Source organism: Streptomyces sp. NPDC051921 (genome assembly GCF_040680975.1).
Lineage (GTDB): Bacteria > Actinomycetota > Actinomycetes > Streptomycetales > Streptomycetaceae > Streptomyces.
In genome coordinates this window covers 24246-48747 of record NZ_JBFAXU010000003.1, presented here as the reverse complement: position 1 = coordinate 48747, position 24502 = coordinate 24246, and the positions used below count along the sequence as shown (strand labels likewise).

The following is a 24502-nucleotide window of genomic DNA, read 5'->3' as shown; positions in this document are numbered from 1 at the left end:
CCCGCCTCGCCGACGTGCGCCCGGAGGACGAGGGGGGTCAGATGGGATGTGGTCGGTCCACCGGACGGAGAGGCGTCGGCGGACCGGCCGGCCGTCGGCGTCCTCGTCGTACAACAGGCGACGGGAACCCTCTCCCCCCGAGCTCGTGGAGCGGAGTGAGCTTCACGCGGCGGAGCCGCTGGTCGTAGCGGTGCGGAGCGGCTCGGGGAAGGCGTCCTCCCAGACCTCGCGGATGTAGGGACTGATCAGGCGCCGCAGCACGGGCAGACACACGCTCCGGGCCTCACCGAGGAGACCTGCGCCGGCTCGCCAGGGCGCGTTCCTTCGAGCGGGGCTCGGCTGTCTGTCCGCGGTGTCCCGGCTGGAGATCGGGGACGTGGCGATCACCGCGACCGCGGACGGAAGCGACGCCTACACGGTCGAGCCGACCGAGGACGAGGACGGCGGGCTCGCCGGCTCGTGCGACCGCCCGTACGGGCGGGAGGGCAATTTCTGCAAGCACGGTGTGGCGGTGGGCCTGGCCGTCCTGGGGCAGGCCGAATCCGTGCCGGGGACCGGACGAGGAACTGGCCACCTTCGTCTGCGAACGGTACGCGCGGGCCGGCCACCCGGCTGACGTGGTCACCGTCCGCCACGACCTGCTGCGGGCCCGCCTCCCGCCGGTCACGTACCGGCAGCTGCCGAGACACACCGGACTCGACGCCTCCTCAACGGGCGCGGCGGACGCGGGCGAGGACCAGAACCGCGTCGTCGGCCGGCTGGGCGGGCAGCAGGCTCGCGAGGATGCGGTCCGCCATTGCTTCCAACGGGCCTGGGGGCCTGCCCAGTTCGGCGCGCAATGCCTTCAGACCGACCTCGAGGTCCGCGCCTCGTGTCTCGATGAGGCCGTCGGTGTACAGGGCGAGACTCGCGTTCCCGGGGAGTTCGATCTCGATCGTCCGGAAGGGACAGCCGCCGACGCCGAGAGGGATTCCCAGGACGTCGTCGATGGTCTCCACTGTGCCGTCCGGCCGGAGTACCAGGGGCGGGGGGTGGCCGGCGCTGGCGATACGGGCTCCTCCGCGCTTCGGGTCGTAGACGATGTACAGGCACGTCGCCAGCTCGATGCCGGCCTCCTGGGCGCATGCGTCGAGCTCGGTGAGGAGGTCGCCGGGCTCGCTGCCGTACCTGGCCAGAGCCTTGGTGGTGATACGAAGGCGGCCCATGGCGGCGGCGGCCGACACACCGTGCCCCATCACGTCGCCCACCACCAGAGCGACTCGGCCGTCGGACAGGCTGATCACGTCGTACCAGTCTCCGCCGACCTCGGTGATCCGACTGCCGGGTACGTACCGGTGGGCCACGTCCACGTACGGGCTGGTCGCCAACGCGCTGGGCAACAACGCCCTCTGCAGGGTGAGGGCGATGTCCTGGACGCGGCTGTACAGACGGGCGTTGTCCAGGCAGATCGCAGCCCGTGAGGCGAGCTCACCGGCCAGGCTGACATCGTCCCGGGTGAAGGCCCGCCGGTCCGTGGACCGGCCGAACATGGCGATTCCCTGGACCGTACCCCTGGCGATGAGCGGGGCGACGAGGACGCAGGCCAACCCGCTCTCGGCGAAGAGCCGTGAGCGTGACTCGATGAGGACCGTCCGGGCCAGGAACTCCTCGTTCACCACGGCGGAGATGGCGCGACCGGACCTCAGCATGTCGTGGATGACGGAGCCGGGCGGATACCGCACCGTCTCCACCCCGCTCACGAGTTCGGTGGCCGGAGGGGGCAGGATCGTCCCGGAGGCGATCCTGCGGGTGAACAGCGGTCGCGCCGGGTCAAAGTCCTCTGCCTCGTCCGTCCACTCCACGACTTCGACCACGGCGCCGTCGCAGAAGTCCGGCATCGAAGCGTCGACCAGCTCCTGGGCGGTGACGTTCACGTCCAGGGTGGTCCCGATGCGAGTGGAGGCCCCGTCCAGCAGAGCCAGCCGTCGACGGCTGGCGGTGGCTTCCAGGATGGCCTGTTCCCGGTCGGTCACGTCCAGCATCAGCCCGCCCACTCCGGGGCGCGAGCCGACCGCCTGGCTCAGGGGGAAGAAACTCACCGACCGCACCTGATCACGGTCCGGATGCCCCCGCGTACGCATGCCCACCAGGGTCCCCACGACCGGTACGCCGCCCAGGGCGACGCCGCGGAGCATGCGCTGGTACTCGCCACCGTCGGACATGATCATGATTTCGTCCATGCGCCGCCCGAGGTGGGCCTCGATCGGCAGACCGTCCATGTCGGCGAGCGCCTGGTTGAGGTGGACGTACCGGAGGTCCTGGTCGAGCATGACCAGACCGATGGGGCACGTCTCGAAAAGGGCGTCGAGGAAGGCGAGGTTGGTCTTGACCCGATCGAGCTCGTCACTACGGCTCGCCAGGACCATCACCACCGAAGGTCCGCCGGTTCCGGTCACGGAGAAGGCCCGGAAGCCGCAGTCGAAGACGGTGCGGTCACGATGCCGGACCGGCAGCCGTCCCCTCCAGTAACCCTGGTTCCGGCCTCGCTCGGTCAGCCGGGAGCACGGATCGGGGGCGCCCGGGGGCCCGTCGGCGAAGAGAACGGCGCCGGGCTTCGACAGGACGGCGGTGGCGTCATATCCGAAGAGGTCCCGCGCGCCGGGCCCCCAGTAGCAGACGAGGTCCCGGTCATCGAGGCCGAAGACGGCCACGGGCACGTGCTCGAGCAGCGTCCCCGGCTCGGACCAGAACGGGCCGTGGGTCTCCTCGCCCCCCGGCCGAGCCGATGGCACGAGATGTCCCCTTCCACTCGCCGTTCCACCCATTATCCGGACACCACGGGCATTCCGCGGCGCGAAGTGCGCCGTGGCGAGGACCGAGCCGAGAGAAGCGCCCCCGGCCGCCGGTGGCTGGCTCAGCGCAGCAGGGCGGAAACGGCGGCCGGCACGTCGTAGCGCTCGTCCCGTCCGCCCCTCCACTTCCCTGAACCAGCATGACGTCCTGCACGGCGTGTGGGCGTGGGGGATCCACATCAGCGCGGCGGCGGCCCGGATCCCGCCCGCGCCCCCACGCGCCACGCCACGCCACACCGCACCCCCGCTCGCGGAGGACCCGGATCGCCGGCTCGGCGACCGTCGCTCTCGGCGACCGTCACTCCCCGCTGCCGACGGCCCATAGAGGTTGGAAAATAAAGTATGAGCGACCTACTTGGACAAGTCCGACGTCGGCTGCTCGGCTCGACCACGAGCTCTTCCTCTCCCCCTCGGCGTCCCCGCTCAGGAAGCCACCAGGAGCGTCAGGAGCACCCCCAGCCCGCCGAAGGAAGGGCGCGGCGGCCGCAGCGTCTGTCCTCCCTCCTGAGCGTGCGCAGCGTGGCCGGCGAGGTGTTCCTCCTACAGCTGGCCGTCGTGGTGCTGCTCGTCGCCGCCGCGGTGGTGGCGCTCGTGGTGCAGGCCCGGAGCGCCGGTATGGAGGACGCCCGGCACCGTACGCTCGCCGCCGCCGGAGCGTTCGCGGAGTCTCCGGGAATCGTCGCGGCCCTGCGCAGCCCCCATCCGACCGCAGTGCTGCAGCCGAGCGCCGAGGCGGCCCGGAAGATCGCCGGGGTCGACGGCATCCACGTGTACTCACTCTCCGGGGTCACCCTCGCCCACAGCGACCCGCGGCAGATCGGCAAGCACGTCGTCGGCCCCTTCTCCAAGGCGGCGGCCGGCCAGTCCTTCACCGAGACCTTCGAAGGTTCCCTGGGGCAGTCCGTGGTCTCCGTGGTCCCCGTCAGGGACTCCGACGGCCGCGTCATCGCCATCGTGTCCTCCCCGGTCACGGTCCAGAACGTGCAGAGCATGGTGAACCGGCAGCTGCCGGTCGTCCTCGGCAGTGCAGGCGCGGTGCTCGCCCTTTCCGCGGGCGGAACCGCTCTGGTGAGCCGTCGGCTGCTGCGCCGGACCCATGGCCTGGGACCGGCCGAGATGACGAGGATGTACGAGCACCACGACGCGGTGCTGCACGCGGTGCGGGAGGGCGTGCTGATCGTCGGCGGCGGCGGACGGCTGCTGCTGGCCAATGACGAGGCGCGGCGGCTGCTGCGTCTGCCCGCGGACGCGGAAGGTCTCGCCGTCACGGACCTGGGTCTGGAGGAGGGGATCGCCGAGCCGATCGCATCGGGCCGTTCCGCGACCGACGAGCTGCACATGGCGGCCGACCGGCTGCTGTCGGTGAACATCCGGCCCACCGCCCCCTACGGGCAGGCCGGGACCGTCGTCACGCTGCGGGACACCACCGAGCTGCGGGCACTCTCCGGCAGGGCCGAGGTGGCCCGCGAGCGGCTGAAGCTGCTCTACGACGCGGGGGTGCGGGTGGGAACGACGCTGAACGTCGAGCGCACTGCGGAGGAACTGGCGGAGGTGGCGGTCCCCCGGTTCGCCGACGTGGTCACGGTCGACCTGCTCGACCCGGTGCTGCGCGGCGAGGAGCCGACCGAACCGAGCACCGAGATGCGCCGCACCGCCGCCGTCGGCCTCCAGGGCGACCACCCGCTCTACCCCGTCGGCAGGCTGATCCGGTTCGTTCCCACCAGCCCGATGGCGGCCGGTCTGGCGGGTGGCCGTGCGGTCCTGGAGGCGGACCTGCGCGCCACCCATCCTTGGCGGGCGCAGGACCCGGCCAACGCCCTGAAGATCCTGGACCGCGGCATCCACTCCTTGATCGCCGTGCCCCTGCGGGCCCGGGGCGTGGTGCTGGGGATGGCCGGCTACTGGCGGGGGCAGGACTCCCCGCCGTTCGACGAGGAGGACGTGTCCTTCGCCGAGGAGCTGACCGCCCGGGCGGCACTGGCCGTCGACAATGCCCGCCGCTACACCCGCGAGCACACCATGGCCGTCACCCTGCAGCGCAGCCTGCTGCCCCAGGGCGTACCGGAGCAGTCCGCCGTCGAGGTCGCGCACCGCTATCTGGCTGCCCAGGCCGGTGTGGGTGGTGACTGGTTCGATGTCATCCCGCTGCCCGGCACCCGGGTGGCCCTGGTGGTCGGCGACGTCGTCGGCCACGGTCTCCACGCAGCCGCCACCATGGGCCGCCTGCGCACCGCCGTGTACAACTTCTCCACCCTCGACCTGCCTCCGGACGAACTCCTGAGCCACCTGGACGAGCTGGTCGCCCACATCGACACCGACGAGCAGGAGTGGCAGGGGATCACCGGAGCCACCTGCCTGTGCGCCATCTACGATCCCGTCTCGGGGCAGGTGACGGCCGCCACCGCCGGGCATCCGGGCCCCGCCCTGGTCCACCCCGACGGAACCGTGTCCTTCCCCGAGGTGCCCGTCTCCCCGCCGCTGGGCCTGGGCGAGGGCCTGCCCATGGAGACCATGACGGTCACCCTGCCCGAAGGCTCCCGGCTGGCACTCTTCACCGACGGGCTGATCGAGAGCCGCGACCGCGATCCGGACGCGGGCCTGGCGGCGCTGCGCGCCGCCCTGGCCGGGCCCGCTCGCACCCCGGAGGAGACCTGCACCGCGGTGATCGACGCGATGCTGCCCTCCAGGCCCAGCGACGACGTCGCGCTGCTGGTGGCCCGCACCCGCCGACTGGACCCCGCGCGGATCGCCGAGTGGGACGTGCGCCCCGACCCTGCGGCGGTGTCCCCGGTGCGCAACGCCTGCGCCCGCCGACTGGCGGACTGGGGCCTGGAGGAGATCGCCTTTACCACGGAACTCATCCTCAGCGAACTGATGACCAACGCCATCCGCTACGGCACCGAGCCCATCCGGGTGAGGCTGCTGTACGACCGCAGTCTGATCTGCGAGGTCTCCGACGGGTCCAGCACCTCCCCGCACCTGCGCCGGGCCGAGGCCACCGACGAGGGCGGTCGCGGCCTGTTCCTCGTCGCGCAGTTCGCCGAGCGCTGGGGCACCCGCTACACCGCCCGCGGCAAGATCATCTGGAGCGAGCAGGCCCTCCTCGACGGGGCCGCACCGCCCGCGATGGATCTCGGGGAGGCGCTCCTGGCCGGGTGGGACGACGAGGGGCTCTGAGAACGCGCCGGTACGGCAGCCGCAGGGAAGACAGCGGACACCACCGCCTGGGACTGCGCCGCCGGGGCCGCCGAACGTACGCTGGCCTCGATCAGTACGCGACCGCCCGTTATGGAGCCTTTGTGCCCGCACCTCGTCTCCGGACAGCCTTCGTCGCCGCCTGCCTGGTCCTCGCGGCGCCCCTCGGCGCCTGCGGAGACAACCCCGCCACCGCGCCCAGAGCACCCGCGGTGGCCACCTCCGCCGCGGACGCCGGCGGCATGGCAGCACTGACCGCAGCGGCGAAGAAAGAGGGCTCGCTCAACACGATCGCGCTCCCGAGCGACTGGGCCAACTACGGCGCAGTGATCGACGGCTTCGAGAAGAAGTACGGGATCAAGGTCATGGTGGAGAACCCGGAAGGCACCAGCCAGGACGAGATCAACGCCCTGAAGGAGCGCAGGGACGGAGGCCGCGCCCCCGATGTGATCGACGTGGGGGGCTCGTTCGCGCAGTCCGCGGCACGGCAGGGCCTGCTCGCTCCGTACAAGGTCGCCGCGTACGACGAGATCCCCAAGGAACAGAAGGACGACCGGGCCCGCTGGTACAACAACTACGGCGGTTACGTCTCGATCGGCTGCGACGCCAGGCGCGTCAAGACCTGCCCCGCGACCTTCGCCGACCTGCGCAAGCCCGAGTACAAGGGCAAGGTCGCGCTCAACGGCGACCCCACCAAGTCCGGCTCCGCCTTCGCCGGGGTCTACGCGGCGGCCCTGGCGAACGGGGGTTCCTTCGACGACATCCAGCCCGGCATCGACTTCTTCGCCGAGCTCAGCAAGAACGGCAACTTCATCCCGGTCGAATCCACCCCGGCCACGATCGCTAAGGGCCAGACCCCGATCAGCATCGACTGGGACTTCCTCAACCTCGGATACGCCGACGAGTTCCGCGAGAACGGCGCGGACGTCGACTGGCGGACCGCCATCCCCTTCGACGGCAGCTTCGCCCAGTACTACGCGAACGGGGTGAACAAGGACGCTCCGCACCCCGCGGCGGCACGTCTGTGGCAGGAGTACGTCTTCAGCCCGGAGGGCCAGAACCTCCGGCTCGGCGCCTACGCACGCCCCGTCCTCATGGACGCCATGGAGAAGGACGGCACCCTCGACAAGGCCGCCGCGGAGAAACTGCCGACGGTCGAGGGCACGCCGACCTTTCCGACGGAGGCGCAGACGGAGAGGGCAAGAGAGACCGTCAACCGCGGCTGGGCCGAGGCCGTCTCGAGCTGAGGCCACGGACGACTCGGGCGGCGCGATCACGGTCCGGGGCGCCGCCGACGGCACGAGGCTGCGGGTGCGGGTGCGGCGGGTGACCGCCCGCGAGTCGCGCGGCGTCGGCCTGCTCGGTCCGGACGGAGATCAGGGCGGGGCGGCGCCTTCGATCTCGCCGAGCTTTTGTTCGTTTCCGGTGGTGTGGGGTGGCCCCGCTGGGATCCGCCGCGTTCTCCGCCGATGAGATGCGGACGCCGTCCCCTCCGGGCAGAGTGGGGAAGGACCTGTTCGTACCGAGGTAGTCCCTGTGGTCCCGCGCGGTGGAGACGGGACGGAGTGATGCGAGGATTGTCGTGACGTCGGAGTGATCGATGTTCCGCAGACGGCCGGCCGACAAGAGCGAGGACCTTCTGGTCCGGCTCGGGTCGCTGACCGCCAGGGCTCGGGAGTTGGCCGAGACACAGCGTTCCCGTGTCGAGCTCGCCGTGGCCCTGCAACGCGACATGCTGCCTTCGGACCTGCCCAGTTTTCCGGGCGCCCGACTGGCCGTCCGCTATGAGCCCGCCAACCACGGGCTCCACGTCGGCGGTGACTGGTACGACGCCTTCTCCCTGCCCGGCGGACAGATCGGCATGTCCATCGGTGACGTGCAGGGGCACAACATCGAGGCCGCCGCCTTCATGGGACAGGTCCGCGTGGCACTGCGCGCACTGGCCTCCGTCACCGGAGACCCGGGAGAACTGCTCGGTCGCACGAACGACCTGCTGATCTCTCTGGGCGCCGACCTCTTCGCCACCTGCACCTTCCTGCGGCTCGACCCCGCTGCCGGCACCCTGGAGTGCGCCCGGGCCGGTCACATCCCCTACATCTGGGCCACCACCGACGGCCGCTCCGGCATCGACGACAGCGAGGGCGGGCCTCCGCTCGGTGTGCTCCGCGACGTCGACTACCCGGCCACGCGCCACCGGCTGACCTCCGACGGTGTCTTCGTCCTCCTGACCGACGGGGTGGTGGAGGGGCCCTCGCTCCACGTCGACGAGGGTCTGGACCGGGTGACGCGGCTCGCCGGGATCACCGCCGTCGCCGGGCTGGACGTCGACGCGCTCGCCACCGCCGTCATGAAGCTGGCGGCCACGGTGGGGCACGAGGACGACGCGGCCGTCCTGGTCGTCGGCCATGACGGCGGTCCGGCCGAGTCGGCGGACGAGGAGTGAGGGGAGGGGGCTCTCCTCGGGCCGGGGCTCTCCTCGGGCCGGGGCGGTCCTCGGGCCGGGGCGGTCCTCGGGCCGGGGCTCACCTCGGGCCGGGGCGGTCCTCGGACCGGGGCCCTCCTCGGACCGGGGCCCTCCGCGGACCGGGGCTCTCCTCGGACCGGCGCATGCCGTACGACCCGTACGACGGCGCCCGACACGCAGGGGTCCTTGCCCGGTCGTGGCGGCCCGGCCGGTGTCTGATGGCTGACGTGTTGGATACTCGGCAGTTCCGGCCCTCTACGGAGGCGGCTCTGATGTCGCTGGCCGTGACGGTTTGCTACTACGCGGCCGGACGACTCGGCCTGATGGGCCGCCTCGTCGTCGAAGGCGTGGTGGCCACCCCCATCTGGCCGCCCACCGGCGTCGCCGTCGCCGCCCTGCTGCTGTTCGGCACACGGGTCTGGCCTGGGATCGCCCTCGGCTCCTTCCTCGTCATCGCCTCCCTCACCACTCCGGGACCCACCACAGTGGTCACCGTGGTGAGCAACACCGTCGCGCCGCTCTGCGCCTTCCTGCTGCTGAGACGGGCCGGCTTCCGGCGCGACATGGCGCGGCTGCGGGACGGACTCTCCCTGGTCTTCCTCGGCGGGTTCGGCGCCATGCTGATCAGCGCGACCGCGGGGGTGGGACTGCAGGTGGCGAAGGGCTCCCTGGACAAGAGCGAGTTCTGGCCCGTCTGGCTGGCCTGGTGGGTGGGCGACACGATGGGGGTGCTGCTCGTCGCCCCGCTCCTGCTCGTCCTCGCGGGGCCGGCCGGACGGTTCCGGGTACGGCGCTGGAAGGAGGCGACCTTTCTGGGGCTGACGACCCTGGTCCTCATGCCCATGGCCGTGCTCAGCCCGATGAGCATGCTCTTCCTCGTCTTCCCCCTGCTGATCTGGGCAGCACTCCGCTTCCAGCTCGCCGGAAGCATGCTGTGCGCGCTCTTCGCCTCTGTGCTCACCACCTTCGAGGCGACCTCCGGGCGAGGCGCGTTCCTCCACCTGACGGACATCGAGATCATGGCCAAGCTCCAGTCATTCAACGGTTCCGCCGCCCTGACCGCCCTGCTTCTCGCCTCCGTCATCACCGAGCAGCGTGCGACCCGCCGGTCGGTGCGCCGCGCCTGCCAGGAACTGGCGGAGGTCCTGGAGCACCTCGCGGCGGGCGAGCCCTCGCCGGGTCCGCCCGACACCGCCGAGAGCCGGGCAGCCCCACCCGGCGGGCACCGGGATCCGTGACCCCCGCGCCGGAGCCGGAGGCGGCGCAGGGATCAGGAGCCGTACAACGACTGCAAGGCATGGGACCTGTCCGGCGCTGACAAGCTGGTGCCCAGGCCGAGACGTCGAGCTGCGGCTGGGCGCCACCGCGCCTGGGGCTGGGCAGGCCAGAGCGCCCGGGAAGGTCGCTCTTCCGTCGGCTGTGGCGGTCTCGGTCATCGTCCCCGGCCGTTCGGGGGACCCGAGGGACGCCCTGGCGCGTCCCCCGCCCCGCCGGGGCATCCCTGGGTGGAACGAAAGGGAGACATGATGCCGCTCTATCTATCGAGGTTCAGCTACACACCGGAAACGTGGGCGAGGCTGATCGTCCACCCCGAGGACCGCGCAACGGCCGCTCGGGCGTACATCGAATCCGTCGGCGGAAAGCTCCACGGCTTCTGGTACGCCTTCGGCACGCACGACGGCTACAACCTGTGGGAAGCCCCCGACAACGTGTCCATGGCCGCGGTTGCGCTGGCGATCAGTGGAGGTGGCGCGCTTGGCTCGTTCGAGACGACGGTTCTCCTGACCGTCGAGGAAACCATGGATGCCCTGCGCAAAGCCGAACGAATCCAGTACCGGGCGCCGGGTGCGTAACCGTCCAGGACGTCCAGGACGCCCGCTCCGGCCGTTCAACGCACGGGGAAACCTGGGCCGGCACAACGCCCCCTGGCCGGAGCGGGCGGCGAGGGGGCGGGTTCGCTGCGGATGAAGCCCGCGCCCGCTGCGAAGCCTGGGTCGTCACTCGTCACGAGCCCACGATGTCACCGATGTTCGGCGGGCGGCAGCCGCGGCATGACCGGTCTCACGGATCCACGTCTCGTGCAGGTGGGGGTCACCGAGCGTTGTGCTCGCCGTGACGGTGAAGCCGCTCCGGCGGCGGTGGGCGAAAGGGAGGAGACCCTTGGGCAGTTCGCGTCCCGCCCTCTCACCAGGCGATGTGGACGCGTACTCCGTCGGGTGTACGTGGTACGCGGCCGGCGTACTGGCATGTGACTGCCGAGGGACGACGACTGCCTGGTGATCGCATCCCTAGCGTTGCCTTCATCGTCGTGATGAGGAGGAACGCATGGTGACTTTGCCCGAGCGGGTGGCGACGGATGGCGCACGTACGGGACGTCCTGGCCGGTCGGACCGAGTCCGGGGCGCGGTGGTGCTCCTGCTCGCCGCCGGGTGCGCGGCCATGGTCGCGGTGGACGTGCTCAACCCGCAGTTCAGCCCCGTGAGCGAGACCGTCAGCCGTTATGTGCACGGATCCGCCGGCTGGTTGATCACCACCGCCCTGCTCGCCATCGGGTCGGCGTCGGCGGTTGTGGCGGTACAGGTGGGGCGCCTGCCGGGCGGCCCTGTCGTACGACGGGTGGCGCGGGGTGCGCTGGCCGTGTGGGCGGGCGGGGTGCTTGTGGCGGGTTTCTTCCCGGCGGATCCGCCGGGCCGGTGGAGCCGGCCGTCGATGTCGGAGATGGTTCACGGGACGGCGGCGTTTCCGGCGTTCGTGGCGTTGCCCCTGGCCGCGCTGCTGCTCCGTCGTCAGCTGACGGCCCGGTGGCCGGCCGCCCGGAAGGCGCTGTTCGCTGTCACGACCGCATCGGTCGTGGCCACAGCGGCGCTGGCCGTGTGCCTGATCGATGTGATGGACGGTCCGTCGCTGGGCGTCGGCTCCGCCCCGACGCTGGTCGGCCTGGTCGAGCGGCTGGTCATCACGGTCGACCTCGCCTGGCTCACCCTCGCTGCGGTGGCCACGGCTCGGCTGAGCGAGGGTCGTGGTGCTCGTGGATGATCAGCGCATGATCGCCGACCGAACGACTTCCGAGCTGCCCGCGACGCTTCCGGCCCGGGGAGCGGTCACGCCTTCACGTCCACTCCCCCCGGCGGACCTCGCGATGGCCGCGGTGACAGTGCTCGCCGTCCTCGCCGGCACGGCGTTCCTCGGCGGTCGGCTCGATCCTGCCGGCGCGCTGCCGCTCGCCCTCCAGTTGGGCCTCGTGCTCCTCGTCCGTCGCCGATGGCCCGTGCTGGTGCTGTTGTTCAGCGTGCAGACGGTGATCGTGTTCCGGAGCGCCGGACTCACCGACGCCGGCTGGGTGTGGCCCGTCACCGCCGCCTACTTCACGCTGGCTGCCGACGATCGGCCGCGCAGACCGGGGTTGCCCTGGGCGATCGGCATCGGACTGGTGGAGCTGGGATTCGCCGCGAGCTGGGAGGCGGCGGCAGGCAACGACCCACGCGGCGTGCTGGGCTCCTTGGGAGCCGAGGCCCTCTGGCTCGCCCTGGTGCTCTCCGTCGCAGCCGCATACCGCAACTGGCACCGATGGCGTGCCGAACTCGACGCGTCGCTGCGTCGCGCCGCGCAGGAGCAGGACGCGGAAGCCGGCCGGCGAATCACCGAGGCGCGGCTCCAGATCGCCCGGGAACTGCATGATGTCGTGGCACACACGCTCACCGTGGTCGGTGTGCAGCTGCGGGTCGTGGCAGAGTCCCTCGACGACTCCCCCGAAGAGGCACGCACCGCCCTGGCGACCGCGCAGCACGTGCGGACGCAGGCGGTGAAGGATCTGCGCTCGCTCATCGACGTGCTGCACGACCCCACCGACAGAACCGCCCAGGAGACGCCGCTACGTCTTACCCCTGAAGCAGGGGTGGAGGGGTTGAGGGCCCTGATCGACCGCATGGATTCGAGCGGACTGGACATCCGCCTGGAGACGACCGGGGACCTGTCCGCCGTCCCCGCACCGGTGTCTCTGGCTGCCTACCGGGTGGTGCAGGAGTCCCTGACCAACACCGTCCGGCACGCACGTGCCTCCCGCTCCACCGTCCGTCTGTGCTGCACCGCCGAGGAGGTGAGCATCGCTGTCGTCGACGACGGCATCGGGTCCGGCACCGGCGCCGATGGCGCGGTGGGGCACGGGGTGAGCGGAATGCGCGAACGGGTCCGTGCGCTGGGCGGCACGTTCGCCGCCGGTCCCGACGGCGAGAAGGGCGGCTACGTGGTACGGGCGACGATTCCTGTGCCAGGCTTCCGACCATGACGATCAGGGTTCTCCTCGCCGACGACCAGTCACTGGTGCGCGCCGGGTTCCGCAGCCTCCTGGGGCGGACCCGCGACATCGAAGTCGTCGCCGAGGCGGGTACGGGCGACGAGGCCGTCCGCGAGGCCCGTACCGCACGGCCCGACGTCGTGCTCATGGACATCCGCATGCCCGGCACGGACGGCCTGACGGCCACCGAACGCATCCTGGGCGAGCCGCAGCTGACGGGCTGCCGGGTGATCGTCCTCACCACGTTCGAGACCGACGAGTACGTCTTCGCCGCCCTGCGCGCCGGAGCGAGCGGCTTCCTGACCAAGGAGATCGAGCCCGACGACCTGCGCCAGGCCGTCAGAGCCGTGGCCGGCGGCGACGCGCTGCTGTCGCCGAGCGTGACCCGCCGGGTGATCGAGCAGTTCGCCCACCGACCTGTCGCACCCACCGACACGGCGGAGCGGCTTTCGGTACTCACCGCACGGGAACGGGAGGTGGTCCACCTGATCGCCACCGGCCTGTCCAACGAGCAGATCGCGGACCGCCTGGTGATCAGTCCGTTGACCGCCAAGACACACGTCACGCGGGCCATCACCAAACTCGGCGTGCGCGACCGCGTCCAACTCGTCATCCTGGCCTACGAGACGGGCCTCGTCCGCCCCGGCCGGCCGGGGTCCGTCGAGCCGCATCCGCAGAGGTGACCGGGTGAACCGTATCTGGCGGTCCGACGACCACTGCTGACGAGGTCACCGACAACCGTCCCCTCCCCTACCCGGCCGCACGGAGAACGAACGCCCCGGCGCCGCGCCGGGCCCGGCTTCGGGGAACGCGGAAGGCGCCGCACGAGCGACGGTGGCCCAGTTCGTGGCACCCCTGCTCGATGCGGAGATCGCCACCGTCTTCACCGGCGAGTGCCGCCAGTACACGGGATGGGCAGGCCGTCGACAATGCCCGTGTCACCGCCGGGGGTGTGCACCGGTGGCCGTTCCGGCCCCGTGCGACGGGATGACGCCCGGTGGTCGTCCACCCGACGCCTCAGGCGGTCCAGCGGGCGAAGCCCGTGCTCTGCCAGGTGACGCCGGTAGTGGTGGTCGCAAGGCCCTCGACGTCCGGCTGCGCGTCCAGCCAGGAGCGAGCGGCTTCGCCCATGGCGTAGGCGGCGGTGGCGCAGGCGTCGGCGATCGTGAGCGTGGTGCCGACGACGGTCATCGCCGCGAGCGCGTGCGCGGGCGGCTCACCGGTATGAGGGTCGAGGATGTGGCAGCCTCGTTCCGCCGGGCCCGACGTCGCCACGGCCGCCTCCGGTACATCAGCGCCCACCTCCACCACCGCGGCCAGAGCTCCGGGGGTCAGGGGGTCGGCGAGACCGATGCGCCACGGCCCGCCGAGCAGCTGGATGTCACCACCTCCGTTGACGCACACGGCCGTGCCGGGGGCCGCCGAAGCCAGCATGCGGGCCGCGCGCTCCGTCGCCCAGCCCTTCACCAGTCCGGTCGGATCCCATCCGCCGTCGCTTCCCGCATACCAGGGCGAGAACCAGCCGTCGGTGCGGCGCACCATGTCCTCGCACAGGCGCGTCACCTCCTGGACGTCCGGGCCGCACTGCTCGGGGTCGAGCTCTCTGCGCGCCAGACGGTTGACTTGGCTGTCCTCGCGGTACGGAGAGAAGACCCGGTCCGCGTGGTGCAGGAAATCCACCGCCTCCGTGAGCGCCTCGCGCGTTCGGGAGAGGTCGGAGCACCCACGGACGTCGAACGAGAACACCGTGCCCATCACGTGTTCCACATGCCGCACGCGCGGCTCATACATCGGCCCTGTCCAGAGCGCTCTGGAGCGACTGGCGGTAGCCGGCGCTGGTGTAGGTGGCACCCGAGACGGAGTCGATGTCCGCGCTCTGCGCCGCCATTGTCCGTTGGTTGAGCTGGGGGACGGCCTCGGCGGAGATCTCCCTGCTCCGTGGTGTGGAGGACGGCGACTTCAGGGCGGTGACCCCGGTGATCGTGCTCCCCTTGACCGTGATCTGCACCTGGACGGAGCCGTACTGCGTACTGATCGTGGCTCCGGCGACAGACCGGGTGGTCGACCCGGCCGAGGTGCTGCCCGACGAGCCCGGCGTGGTCCTGGACACGGTGGGCGCGCTCGTCTTCGTCGGAGCGATGGGCGTACGGGACGCGAACGGGCGGGCCGACGACGGGCTCGCGGAGCCGGTCGCGCCGGTGCTCGCCGAAGGCGAGGCTGCGGCGCTCACGGAAGCCGACGGCGAGGCGGCGGAGGATGCGGTGCCGGCATCGGCCGGGACCACGGAGGCCAGGGGAGTGCCCAGGCCTGCCGCCCCCTGGGCGAGCGACGGATCCACGGTCGGCTTGAGCGCGAGCAGGAGCACGACGGCGGATACGGTGCCCGCGCCGGCGAGCACCGCGCGGCGGAGCGGGTGTGTCTTCCTCACACCCCGCTCAGCGTCACCGAGCCGCCGGGTGTCACACCCGGACCGATCACCCGACGGTCCGGCGGCTCACAGGGCGAAGGACTCGTGGTGGATCCGCCGGTCCGGCACGCCCGCTTCCCGCAGGGCGGCGTACGACTCCTCGGCGAGCCCCTGCGGCCCGCACACGTACACGTCGTGCCGGGCGATGTCCGGCAGGATCCGGCGCAGCATACCGGCGCTGATCTCCGGCCGTCTGCCGTCCGGACCGTTGACCGCGTACAGCAGGTGCGCCCCACGGTCGTCCGCGATCGCCTCCAGTTCCTCGCGCAGCGCGAGGTCGTCCGCCGTGCGGGCCCGGTACAGCAGCGTCAGATCGCCCCCGGCGCCCGGGAGGGTCTCGAACAGCGTGCGTAGCGGAGTGATGCCCGCGCCTCCAGCGATCAGCAGCACCTTGCCGCGACTGCGGCGAGCGGCGGTCAGCGACCCGTACGGACCCTCCGCCCACACCCGCGTCCCCGGCCTCAGCCGGGCGAGGGCCGCGCTGTGCCCGCCGACGGCCTTGACAGTGATCCGCAGGAGATCGGGCCGGGGCGGCGCGGAGAGCGAATAGGGATGAGCCGTCCAGCGCAGCCCCTTCGTGAGGAACCGCCAGCGGAAGAACTGCCCCGCCTCCGCTCCGAGACGGTGCAGCCGGCGCCCGCGGACGAGCACGGACACCACGCCCGGGGCTTCCGGCACCACTTGATCCACCCTCATGCGGTGGACGAGGTTCAGTCGCAGGGGCATCAGCACCCGGTACCAGACGAGTAGCGCGCCGACCGCGCCGTACAGCACGTACCAGACCGCGCGGGCCGCCTGGTCGGCGAGGAACTCCGCCCCCGTGGCGAGCTGGTGCCAGAAGGCGAGGTAGACGGCGAGGTAGGTGAGCAGATGCAGGTAGTACCAGACTTCGTATCGCACCCGGTGCCGTACGGCACCGGCCGACACGAGTCCGACGACCAGCAGGAGCACCGTGCCGATTGCCGCCTTGCCCATCTCCGGGTACTCGGTCACCAGTGACACCGTCTGCTCCGCCACACCGGTCCGGCCCTGCAGCGCGTACCCGTACACGGTCAGCACGACGTGCGCCGAGGTGAGGGAGAGCGCGTACCGGCCGCTCGTGGCGTGCCACCGCGACACCCGGTCGGACCCCACCCGCCGCTCCAGCGCGGGCACCCGCGCCATCTGCACCACCACCAGGGCGATCACGTAACCGGCTAGCAGGCCGGTGATCCGCCCCGCGTGGATCAACCGGTCCCCGGCGTCGGGGAGGACAGCCGGTGTGTTGCGCCACCACAGCCCGACCACGGCTGCCGCACCGGCCCAGGCGAGGGCGATCAGAGGTACAGCGGGGGAACGCCTGGGGCGGATACGGCGCTGGGCCTGCCGTCTCCCCGCCCTGCTGTGCTGGATCGTCGTCACGTGCTGTCCTCCGGTCGCCTTGGTGCCCGCGCACCCTACCCACATCGGCCGGAGCGAAGGGAGCCCACCAGGCCCGGACGGAGATCCGCCGGCGGGCCGGGCGAGGGGCGAAGCCGGCGCCCTCCCTGCGTCGCTGTCGGGGGGAAGGCGCCGGTGTGGGGGCGGTGCTCCGGTCAGTCCGTGACGCGTACGACGCCCGAGGCCGTCGCCTCCGGACCTGAGCCGTCCGCCGGGGCGGAGGTCAGCTGCCAGGTGTAGGCGCCGGTCGGCACCGGGGTGCCCGCGTCGGAGGTGCCGTCCCAGGAGACGCGCACGGCGCTGAGGGCCCCTTCGCCCGCCCAGGTGCGCACCACCTCGCCGGTCGTGCGGTGGGTGAGCGTCACCCGCCAGGAAGCGGCGGGCTTGGAGAGCCACCATGCGGCGGCCCACTCGGCGGTGCCGCCCTGGACCAGTGCGCGAGGTGCCGCGGTGCGGGCGACGCCCAGCGGGGAGACCCCGTGCTGCGGCGCGGTGACGTGGACGGTGTCGTCCGCGTCGACCCAGGCGAGCTTGCCGGCGCCCGCGTCGAGGGTCCAGGTGGTGCCGCGCCCGTCTCCGTCCGTCGGCTGCTTCAGGCCGGTGACGGTGCCCAGATCGGCCGTACCGCCGTCCGCCTGCAGCGCGGTGAGGCGCAGGTCGCCGGCGCCGTCACGGTGGGCCAGGAAGCGGTCGCCCAGGAGGACGCCCGACGTCGGCGCGGGGTAGGTGCGTCCGGTCGCCAGGTCGCGCACGCCTGCCGCGTCCAGGGAGGCGCAGCTCCAGTACAGCAGGGTGCCGCTGCGCTGGAGTTCGTTCGGGACGCAGGCGGTGCCCAGCGCCACGGTCTCGGTCACGTTGCCCGTGAGCAGATTGACCACCTTCACCGTGCCGGGATCCTGCAGCGCCGGCTTGAGCAGCCACTTCTGCTCCAGTACGGCGGCCTGCGCGCGCTGCTCGCGGACGACGACGTCGCGTGCGGTGTCCACGACGTACTGCCGTCCGTCCGCCTCGTACAGCACGAACTCCGGTGCCGCGTCGAGGATCCGGCCACCCTTGCCCGGCAGCGTGAAGCGGTCGGCCGGGTGGTCCGGGTCGTCGCCGGTCACGAGCACGTCGGCACCCGTGGCCGGGTCCTCGACCAGGCGGGCCAGCCCCTCGTCGGTCCCGTCGGCGAAGCGGCCCGCCGCCAGGCCGGGGAAGTCGGCGAGCGCCGCTCCCTTGGCCGGGTCGAGGCCGGATCCGACTCCCGTGCCGTGCAACGTCTCCTTGCCGGCGAGGGAGTTGACGTACCGGAGTCGCCCACGGTCGAGGCTCAGGGCCTGGATGTGCCCGTCCGCCGTCCTGACCCCCGGTACGTCGCGCAGGAGCAGGTCGAAGACGAGTCCGGAGCCGTCCACGCTGAAGTGGTGGATGGCGCGCTTGCCTTCGGCGTCCTTGCCGAGCGCGACCAGCGAGCCCCCGCCCTCGGAGCGCAGGAAGGTCGTCTCGACCTCGCTCAGCAGCGTCCGCTCGCGCTCCGCCCCGGCGAAGGGGGTGAGGCGCAGGGGCCCGCCGTCGCCCTCGCGCCAGAGCACGTTCTCGCCCACGACGTAGGACGTGACCTTGCTGTCGGTCGCCTGCAGGGCGAGCGGCACGACGCGCGGAGCGGCGGCCATGTTGTCGCGCGCCACGACCCGCACGCCCGGCTCCCCGCTGCGGGTGAACCAGCTGACGGTCTCCTGCGTGATCCGGAAGCTGCTCGCCTCGCCCGTGACCGGCAGCGGCTCGACAGTGCCGTTGTACGCGGTGAGGATGCCGTACCCCGGCGTGCCGTCGGCCGTGCGGTAGCCGATCAGGAGTCGGTTGTAGTGCGCGCCGAGCAGCACGGGCTCAGCGCCGGTGGTGGCTCCGGCGGGGAGTCGCACGACGGGGTCGTTCGCCGGGGCGCCGCCGCGCGCCACGCGGAGCTGGTACGTGCCGTCGCCCTGGTCCACGGTGGCCAGCACCCAGCCGTTGGACACGCGCGGGTTGAGGTAGCCGGCCGGCACGACGAGGGTGTGGGTGAAGCTGGGGTCCTCGACTCCGATCCGCACGACGTCCGTGCCGCCGTCGGCACGCGGCTTGGTGTAGATGGCGCGGTTGAACTCGTCGTGGCCGTGGACGATCGCGTCCTCCGGCACGCCGTCGAGCTCCGGGACGGGCTTGGTGGCACTGTTGTACGTGTTGGTCCAGAGGTAGCCGCCGCCTTCGCGGTGCAGTACGCCCTGGCTGCCGGTCGCCAGCAGCGTCTCGACGCCCGCGCCGTACGCGTCCGGCGCGGGTACGAGGACCTCGGCCGCCCCGGCCGCGTGCGCCGTTGCCGGCAGCACGACGACCGGTCCTGCGGCGAGGACGGCGGCGATGGCGGCCGTGGTGGCGGTACGCCGGGTGCGTCCGGCTCGGCTGGTCGTGCGCAGGTGATGGAACACCTGACCCCCCATGTGTTAACAGATGGAATTCCCACATCAAGCTGTGAACACGGTTAACAGTACCTGCTGGGGCGGGAGTTGTGCAGGAAATATGTGCCGCTCGTGTCACAGAGATGCCACAGGGGTGAGGGGGGACCTACGGTGCGGCACCGGCCGGTGCCGTCGGCTTCCGCCACGCGCCGCTCGGCGGCCGCGGTTCCTCGCTCAGGCCGAAGCGGCGGTGGAACCGGCGCAGCGGCCCCGGCGCCCACCAGTTGGCGCGGCCGGCCCGCGACACGACGTCGCCCTCCGGGCCCGGGTGGGCTCGGAGGGCGACTGTTGTCAGACGGGCCGGGTCAGCGGGTCACCAGGTGCCCGGTGACGCCTGCCAGCTCTTCAGGGGGTTCTCGAACCCGCCGTCGGTACGCGCCTTGAAGGTGTTCGCCGCGGTACCGCCGGAGCCGTCGTTGTACATGATCGCGATGTCCTCGCGACCGTCGTGGTCGGTGTCGCCGGAGACCGGGAACGAGGCGTCCTGGACGTGCCACGTGCCCGACGGCGCCTGCCAGCTGCGGAAGTCGTCGTTGACTCCGCCGTCCGGCTTGCCCGTCAGGGTGAACAGCGAGGCGTTGCCGTAGCCGTAGTCGTACATGATGGCCATGTCCGCGCGGCCGTCGCCGTTGTAGTCACCCGCGGTGACCTTGCTGCGCCACCACTCCCACTGGCCGGGCGCGCGGGACCACGACTTCGGTCCCGCCTGGATGCCGCCGTCGGTCTTGCCCAGGAAGGTGAACGCGGAGACCGAGCCGTCGCCGTAGCCGTACACGCCGATGACGTCGTCCCGGCCGTCGCCGTTGAAGTCGCCCGCGACGTACTTGGCGCTGCTCTGGTTCCAGTTGCCGGCGCCGGACCACCAGCTTCCGAAGATGTTCTTGAAGGTGCCGTCCGCGTTCGACAGGAAGGTGTAGCCGCCGGACGTGGAGTTGCCGTGGTCGTAGATCATGACCACGTCGTCCCGGCCGTCGCCGTTGAAGTCACCCGCGACCAGCTTGCCCTTGGTCGCGTCCCAGTTGCCGGGGGCCGTGTACGCGCTGCGCTGCAGCGCGGTGAAGGTTCCGTCGGCCTTGCCCAGGAAGGTGAACATGCCGTTGGCGCCGTCGCCGTAGCCGTACAGGGCGGCCAGGTCGTCGCGGCCGTCGCCGTTGAAGTCACCCGCGACCCACTGGGACTGGGAGACCCGCCACGTCCAGGCGCCGTTGGTGTGGGCCGCCACGGGGGCGGCGAAGCCGCCGTCCGGCTTGGCCGCGTGGGTGAACAGCGCCATCGCGTCGCTGCCGTAGTCGTAGACCGTGGCCATGTCGACGCGGCCGTCGCCGTTGAAGTCGCCCGAGAGCTCCTTGCGCAGCGTGTCGGTGCGATCGGCCGGGTGGTGCTCCACGGTGGCGCCGGTCCACTTGTTGTGGCGGATGTACGTGCCGTTCTGGAAGTCGGTCCGCGGACCGCCCGCCACGTCGTACTCCTCCGACTGCGGGTAGCCGAGGAAGCTCTTCCCCGCACCCAGCGAAAGCCACTTGTTGCGGATGCTGCCCCACACGCCCCAGGCCTTGCCCGTGGTCGTGGTCCAGTAGATGGAGCGGGAGTCGGAGGTCTCGCCGCGGCGGCGGAAGTTGTTGTACCGGCCGATGCCGTCGTCGACGTTGGTCTCGTCGGTGGTCGGGTAGCCGAAGCCGGCCGGGCCGCCGAGCGCCAGGTACTTCTTGTAGATGGTGCCGTGGATGGAGCGTCCGCCGAAGTCGTACGTCCAGTAGATGGCGCCGTTGCCGCCGGAGCCGCTGAACGTGGTGACCCAGGCGTCGCTCTCGAAGGTGGTCGACTCGTCGGAGGTCGGGTAGCCGAGGAAGCCCTTCTCGGCGCCCAGCGACTTCCAGTAGTCGCGGATGCCGTTCTGGACCATCCAGGCGCCCGTGGTCGGGTGCCAGTAGATCGAGGCGTTCTCCCCGCCGGCACCGTTCTGGCGGAAGTGCGCGTAACGGCCTTCGCCGTCCTCCGGGACGGTGACGTCCGTGGTCGGGTAGCCGAAGCCGGACGGGCCGCCCTTGGCGAGGTACTTGGCCAGGATCGGGCCGCACAGGGAGTGCGTACCGGTCGCGGCCGAGGTGAAGCTCTGGCACTGGGACCAGGGGGTTCCGCCGAGCACGAGCCGGCGGCCGGCGCCGAAGACCGAGCCGTCGGCCAGGGCACGGCCCGGGAACTCGGTGATCTCACCGTTGGCGTCGCGGGACCACAGGTCGGCGTAGCCGTCGTTCTCGAAGTCGCCGTTGCTCGACAGGTGCTGCGGAGAGGTGCCGGTGAAGCCGGTCGCGATGGAGGTGTTCCGGACGGCGCTGTCGCCGTACACCGTGAGGTCCGCGACGGTGGTCGAGGCGGGATCGGTGGTGACGCGGCTGGTGTACTGGTGGATCGTGCCGGTCACCTTGTCCCGGGCCCAGACCTCCGGCAGCTTGTCGGCGTTGAGGTCACCGGGGGCGATGAGCGTCATGTTCTGCCAGTCGGCGTTGCCGAGCAGGATCGGCGCACGGAAGCCGGTGTCCGCGACGTCGAGGAAGCCGGTCGTGGTGCCGAGGTAGAGGTACAGCTCGCCGCCGGCCTTCACGAGCAGGTCGGGCTGGTCGCTGTCGTCGACCTTGCCGTCCTTGCTGTCGTCGTCGACGCTGCCGATCACGAGCGCCTGGTCGGCCTGCGCCCAGTGGTCGTTGTCGGGGAACGCCGTCTGCAGTTCGGTCCGGTTGGCGTCGACGGGCTGCAGATCGCCGTCACCCTTGCCCGGGTAGACGTACAGCATCTTGCGGCTGCCGTCGGCGGAGGGACGCAGCGCGATGAGGTCCTCGTAGTAGTCCGTGTCCCAGCTGCCGCGGTGGGACAGGGACACGGCGTCGGCGAAGGTTCCGCGCTCGAGCTTCTTGGACAGGTCGAAGCTGCCGTTGCCCTTGCCGGGGTGCATCCACAGCTGGCCGGAGCCCGGGTCGACGCTCCAGATGTCGACGGTGTCGTCACCGTTGAGGTCACCGGGCTTGTCGCGGGTCGGCTTGCGCTTCGCGTAGAAGAGGTACGCCTTCAGGTCGGACCGGTTGCCGGCCGCGTCGAGGCTGCGGACGAACAGGGTCTGCGGGCCGGTCGTGGACGGGGTGTACTCCGCCGTCGCGTCGCCGCCGACCGAGGCCGCCGCGGCCTCCCGCACCTTCGGGTCGGACTCGGTCCACCACTGGTACTTCACGACATCGGTCTCGCCGTTGGCGCTGAAGGTGAAGGTGCCCTTGGTGCGGGCCTGGGAGGTGTTGTCCGGCTCGTTCTCGGGGAACTGCGGAGAGGTCACCTTGGGCGGGTGACCCGGCCGGGTCGCGTCGATGCTGAACACGCACTGGCCCGCCCAGGGGCCGGCCGCGTAGTCGTCGAGCCCGCGGACGTCCCACCGGTAGGTGCCGGTGGGGAGTTCCGAGGCGGGGATCCGCACCTGCGCGACGTTGCCGTTCGTGACCCACACCTGGGGCCGCTTGATGGTGCCCCAGTAGTCCTTGTCGTTCCAGTAGTTGAACTCGGCACGCAGCGCGTTGTCCTCGGCGTCCGAGACACGGGCGCGGAGCACGACCTCGTCGGTGGTGCCGATCATGCCGCCGCCGCAGGACACCGAGGGGTCGGAGCCGCGCTCGGAGATCCCGTTCGGCACGGTGTTGTACTGGGTGGATATCCGGGCGCTGTCCGGGTTCATCTTGCGCCAGGACACGTCGACGGTGTCAGTGGCCGACTTCAGGCCCATGGTCCAGGCCGGCCAGTGCCAGCGGGCCGCGTCGGCGACCGCGGAGGTCACGTTGAGCTCGATCGTGTCGCCGTCGCCGGGGCAGTTGCGCCCGCCGAACGACTGACCGGAGGAGTCGACCAGGCGCTTCCAGGCGGGCTGGTTGTTCCAGGTGGTCCAGGTACCGATGCCGTCGGTGTCCCAGATCTGGATGTCACCGGAGCTGCAGCTCCAGGAGCCGGCGTACTTCTGCTGGATGCGGAAGGTGGACGACAGGATCTGCTTGTCCCACAGGCTGCCCATGCCGACCTGGAAGAAGGTCTTCGCGCAGACGACCGCGTAGCCGTTCTGCGCGTCCTTGGCGCAGCCGACGCGGGCTTCCTTGCTGAGGGTGCCGCCGTTCCAGTAGTTGGTGTTCGCCGAGTTCGAGAAGGCGTTGTGCTTGTAGGCGAGGGCCCACACCGACTTCCAGTCGTCCCGCCACACCGGGTCGATGACGACGGGGTACGTCGTCCCGGGCGCGGTCAGCAGCGTGCGGTCGGGGGTGAGCGTGAGGGTGGAACCCTTGAGCGCGACGCCCAGGTCGGCCTGGCGGGTGCCGTTGGAGATGCCGTCGACGGCGGGCACCTGGTCGGCCACGGCGGCGGCCGGCTTCGCGGCGGCCGCCCGGAGGGCCGCGGTCTTCGGGGCCGCCGTCTTCGGGGCCGCCGTCTTCGCGCCCTCGGTCGTCGCGCCCTCGGTCGTCGCGCCCTCGGTCGTCGGGGCCTCGGTCTTCGAAGCGGTGGCCGGAGCGGCGGGCCGGTCGGCGCCGGAGTCCCACATCTGCGGCTTGGCCGAGCTGAACAGGGCCTTGCCGGAGGGGTCGAGCGCCCGCAGTTCGCCGTTGGCCTCCTTGCGGAGGGTCAGGCCCTTGCCCTTGAGGCCGAAGCTGAGGGAGGCGAGCGCCGGATCGTTCGCGGCCTCGCGGTTCTTGACGATCAGCTGGTGCGAGAAGCCGGTGACGTCGGCGGTGACCCGCAGGTCGACGCCGCGCAGCACCTCGGGGTAGGTGGCGCTGTCGCCCTCGATGCGCGGGGCGGGCAGCCGCTTCGGCCAGGTCAGGGTGATGTCCCGGCCGTCCTTGCGCATGGTGACGAGCGGGCTGTCGCCACCGCCGGAGAAGGTGAGCCCGACGCGGGTGGCCTTGGGGGCGATCCGGCCGTCGCTCTGCCGGCTGAGGCCGGTGTCCGCGGGCACGAGCTTCCCGCCGCGCAGCACACGGATCGGGGCCAGGGCGTGGTTCTGCGTGAACGTGCCGTCCGGATTGGCCCAGACGTCGTCGCTCTCGGTGCGCTTGGAGGTGATCTCCACCGGCTTGCCGGTGCGCTTGGCCTCGGCCTTGGCCTTGGCGTGGGCGCTCTGGTCGGCCCGGTCCGCGGCGGAGGCCTGGGAGGCGGCGGCCGCGTTCGGTGCCGCGACGGCCGTGACGGGCACGGTGCCGAGCAGCACGGCGGTCAACGCGGTGACGGCGGCCGTGGTGAGAGCCGGCGTGCTGCGACGCGGTGGCTCGTCGACGCGGGTACGCGTCGGGATGGGTCTCACGGAAGGAGTCCTCGGGGTCGGGCGGCCCCCGC

The 24502-nt window shown here is 71.6% G+C and carries 15 protein-coding genes; 9 read left to right on the top strand and 6 right to left on the bottom strand.

Translation table 11 applies throughout. The annotated features are described in order from the left end of the window. The first annotated feature begins 376 nt into the window (after positions 1–376). Positions 377–616 carry a hypothetical protein gene (locus AB0M16_RS04920; RefSeq protein WP_365338815.1) on the top strand — a complete coding sequence of 80 codons (240 nt, stop codon included), beginning with the start codon at positions 377–379 and terminating at the stop codon, positions 614–616. Between the two features lie 91 nt (positions 617–707). Here the strand turns inward: AB0M16_RS04920 and AB0M16_RS04915 are convergent, their stop codons facing one another. Then, positions 708–2771 (bottom strand): SpoIIE family protein phosphatase, encoded by a 2064-nt coding sequence (locus tag AB0M16_RS04915; RefSeq protein WP_365338813.1) that lies wholly within the window; start codon positions 2769–2771, stop codon positions 708–710. Between the two features lie 570 nt (positions 2772–3341). On the opposite strand from AB0M16_RS04915, the gene AB0M16_RS04910 reads away from it, so the two are divergent. The 8 genes from AB0M16_RS04910 (at position 3342) to AB0M16_RS04875 (ending at position 13467) form a co-directional block, all read left to right on the top strand. Next, positions 3342–6008, top strand: a complete 2667-nt coding sequence (locus tag AB0M16_RS04910) for a SpoIIE family protein phosphatase (protein ID WP_365338811.1) — start codon at positions 3342–3344, stop codon at positions 6006–6008. A 122-nt stretch (positions 6009–6130) separates the two neighbouring features. Next, on the top strand, positions 6131–7273 hold the full coding sequence (locus tag AB0M16_RS04905) for an extracellular solute-binding protein (protein WP_365338809.1): 1143 nt from the start codon (positions 6131–6133) through the stop codon (positions 7271–7273). A gap of 353 nt (positions 7274–7626) precedes the next feature. After that, positions 7627–8469 carry a PP2C family protein-serine/threonine phosphatase gene (locus AB0M16_RS04900; RefSeq protein ID WP_365338807.1) on the top strand — a complete coding sequence of 281 codons (843 nt, stop codon included), beginning with the start codon at positions 7627–7629 and terminating at the stop codon, positions 8467–8469. A 293-nt stretch (positions 8470–8762) separates the two neighbouring features. Continuing rightward, a complete protein-coding gene (locus tag AB0M16_RS04895) occupies positions 8763–9728 on the top strand; it encodes an MASE1 domain-containing protein (RefSeq protein WP_365338806.1) in 966 nt (321 codons plus the stop codon). Positions 9729–10016: 288 nt separating this feature from the next. Then, entirely contained in the window at positions 10017–10343 is a 327-nt protein-coding gene (locus AB0M16_RS04890; protein ID WP_365339463.1) for a GYD domain-containing protein, read from the top strand. 556 nt (positions 10344–10899) lie between these two features. Next, entirely contained in the window at positions 10900–11526 is a 627-nt protein-coding gene (locus tag AB0M16_RS04885) for a DUF998 domain-containing protein (RefSeq protein WP_365338804.1), read from the top strand. A 7-nt stretch (positions 11527–11533) separates the two neighbouring features. Then, positions 11534–12775, top strand: coding sequence for a histidine kinase (locus tag AB0M16_RS04880; RefSeq protein ID WP_365338802.1), 1242 nt, complete (start codon positions 11534–11536; stop codon positions 12773–12775). Beyond that, positions 12772–13467: a response regulator transcription factor gene (locus AB0M16_RS04875; RefSeq protein WP_365338800.1), complete on the top strand. Its 696-nt coding sequence runs from the start codon at positions 12772–12774 to the stop codon at positions 13465–13467. Before AB0M16_RS04880 ends, AB0M16_RS04875 begins: the two co-directional genes overlap by 4 nt. Before the next feature lie 334 nt (positions 13468–13801). On the opposite strand, the gene AB0M16_RS04870 is transcribed toward AB0M16_RS04875, so the two are convergent. The 5 genes from AB0M16_RS04870 to AB0M16_RS04850 form a co-directional block, all read right to left on the bottom strand. Continuing rightward, positions 13802–14539, bottom strand: a complete 738-nt coding sequence (locus tag AB0M16_RS04870; protein ID WP_365339461.1) for an FAD:protein FMN transferase — start codon at positions 14537–14539, stop codon at positions 13802–13804. 28 nt (positions 14540–14567) lie between these two features. After that, positions 14568–15212 carry an FMN-binding protein gene (locus tag AB0M16_RS04865; protein ID WP_365338798.1) on the bottom strand — a complete coding sequence of 215 codons (645 nt, stop codon included), beginning with the start codon at positions 15210–15212 and terminating at the stop codon, positions 14568–14570. A 66-nt stretch (positions 15213–15278) separates the two neighbouring features. Continuing rightward, a complete protein-coding gene (locus AB0M16_RS04860; RefSeq protein ID WP_365338796.1) occupies positions 15279–16697 on the bottom strand; it encodes a ferredoxin reductase family protein in 1419 nt (472 codons plus the stop codon). A 128-nt stretch (positions 16698–16825) separates the two neighbouring features. Continuing rightward, entirely contained in the window at positions 16826–19117 is a 2292-nt protein-coding gene (locus AB0M16_RS04855) for a FlgD immunoglobulin-like domain containing protein (RefSeq protein ID WP_365338794.1), read from the bottom strand. A gap of 343 nt (positions 19118–19460) precedes the next feature. Then, positions 19461–24470, bottom strand: a complete 5010-nt coding sequence (locus AB0M16_RS04850; protein ID WP_365338792.1) for an FG-GAP-like repeat-containing protein — start codon at positions 24468–24470, stop codon at positions 19461–19463. Between the last annotated feature and the right edge of the window lie 32 nt (positions 24471–24502).

What these genes read in the sequence shown, in the direction of transcription:
- AB0M16_RS04890 (WP_365339463.1), top strand. Translation starts at nt 10,017, where the DNA reads ATGCCGCTCTATCTATCGAGGTTCAGCTACACACCGGAAACGTGGGCG.
- AB0M16_RS04900 (WP_365338807.1), top strand. Translation starts at nt 7,627, where the DNA reads ATGTTCCGCAGACGGCCGGCCGACAAGAGCGAGGACCTTCTGGTCCGG.
- AB0M16_RS04860 (WP_365338796.1), bottom strand. Translation starts at nt 16,697, where the DNA reads ATGTGGGTAGGGTGCGCGGGCACCAAGGCGACCGGAGGACAGCACGTG.
- AB0M16_RS04880 (WP_365338802.1), top strand. Translation starts at nt 11,534, where the DNA reads ATGATCGCCGACCGAACGACTTCCGAGCTGCCCGCGACGCTTCCGGCC.
- AB0M16_RS04875 (WP_365338800.1), top strand. Translation starts at nt 12,772, where the DNA reads ATGACGATCAGGGTTCTCCTCGCCGACGACCAGTCACTGGTGCGCGCC.
- AB0M16_RS04870 (WP_365339461.1), bottom strand. Translation starts at nt 14,539, where the DNA reads ATGGGCACGGTGTTCTCGTTCGACGTCCGTGGGTGCTCCGACCTCTCC.
- AB0M16_RS04895 (WP_365338806.1), top strand. Translation starts at nt 8,763, where the DNA reads ATGTCGCTGGCCGTGACGGTTTGCTACTACGCGGCCGGACGACTCGGC.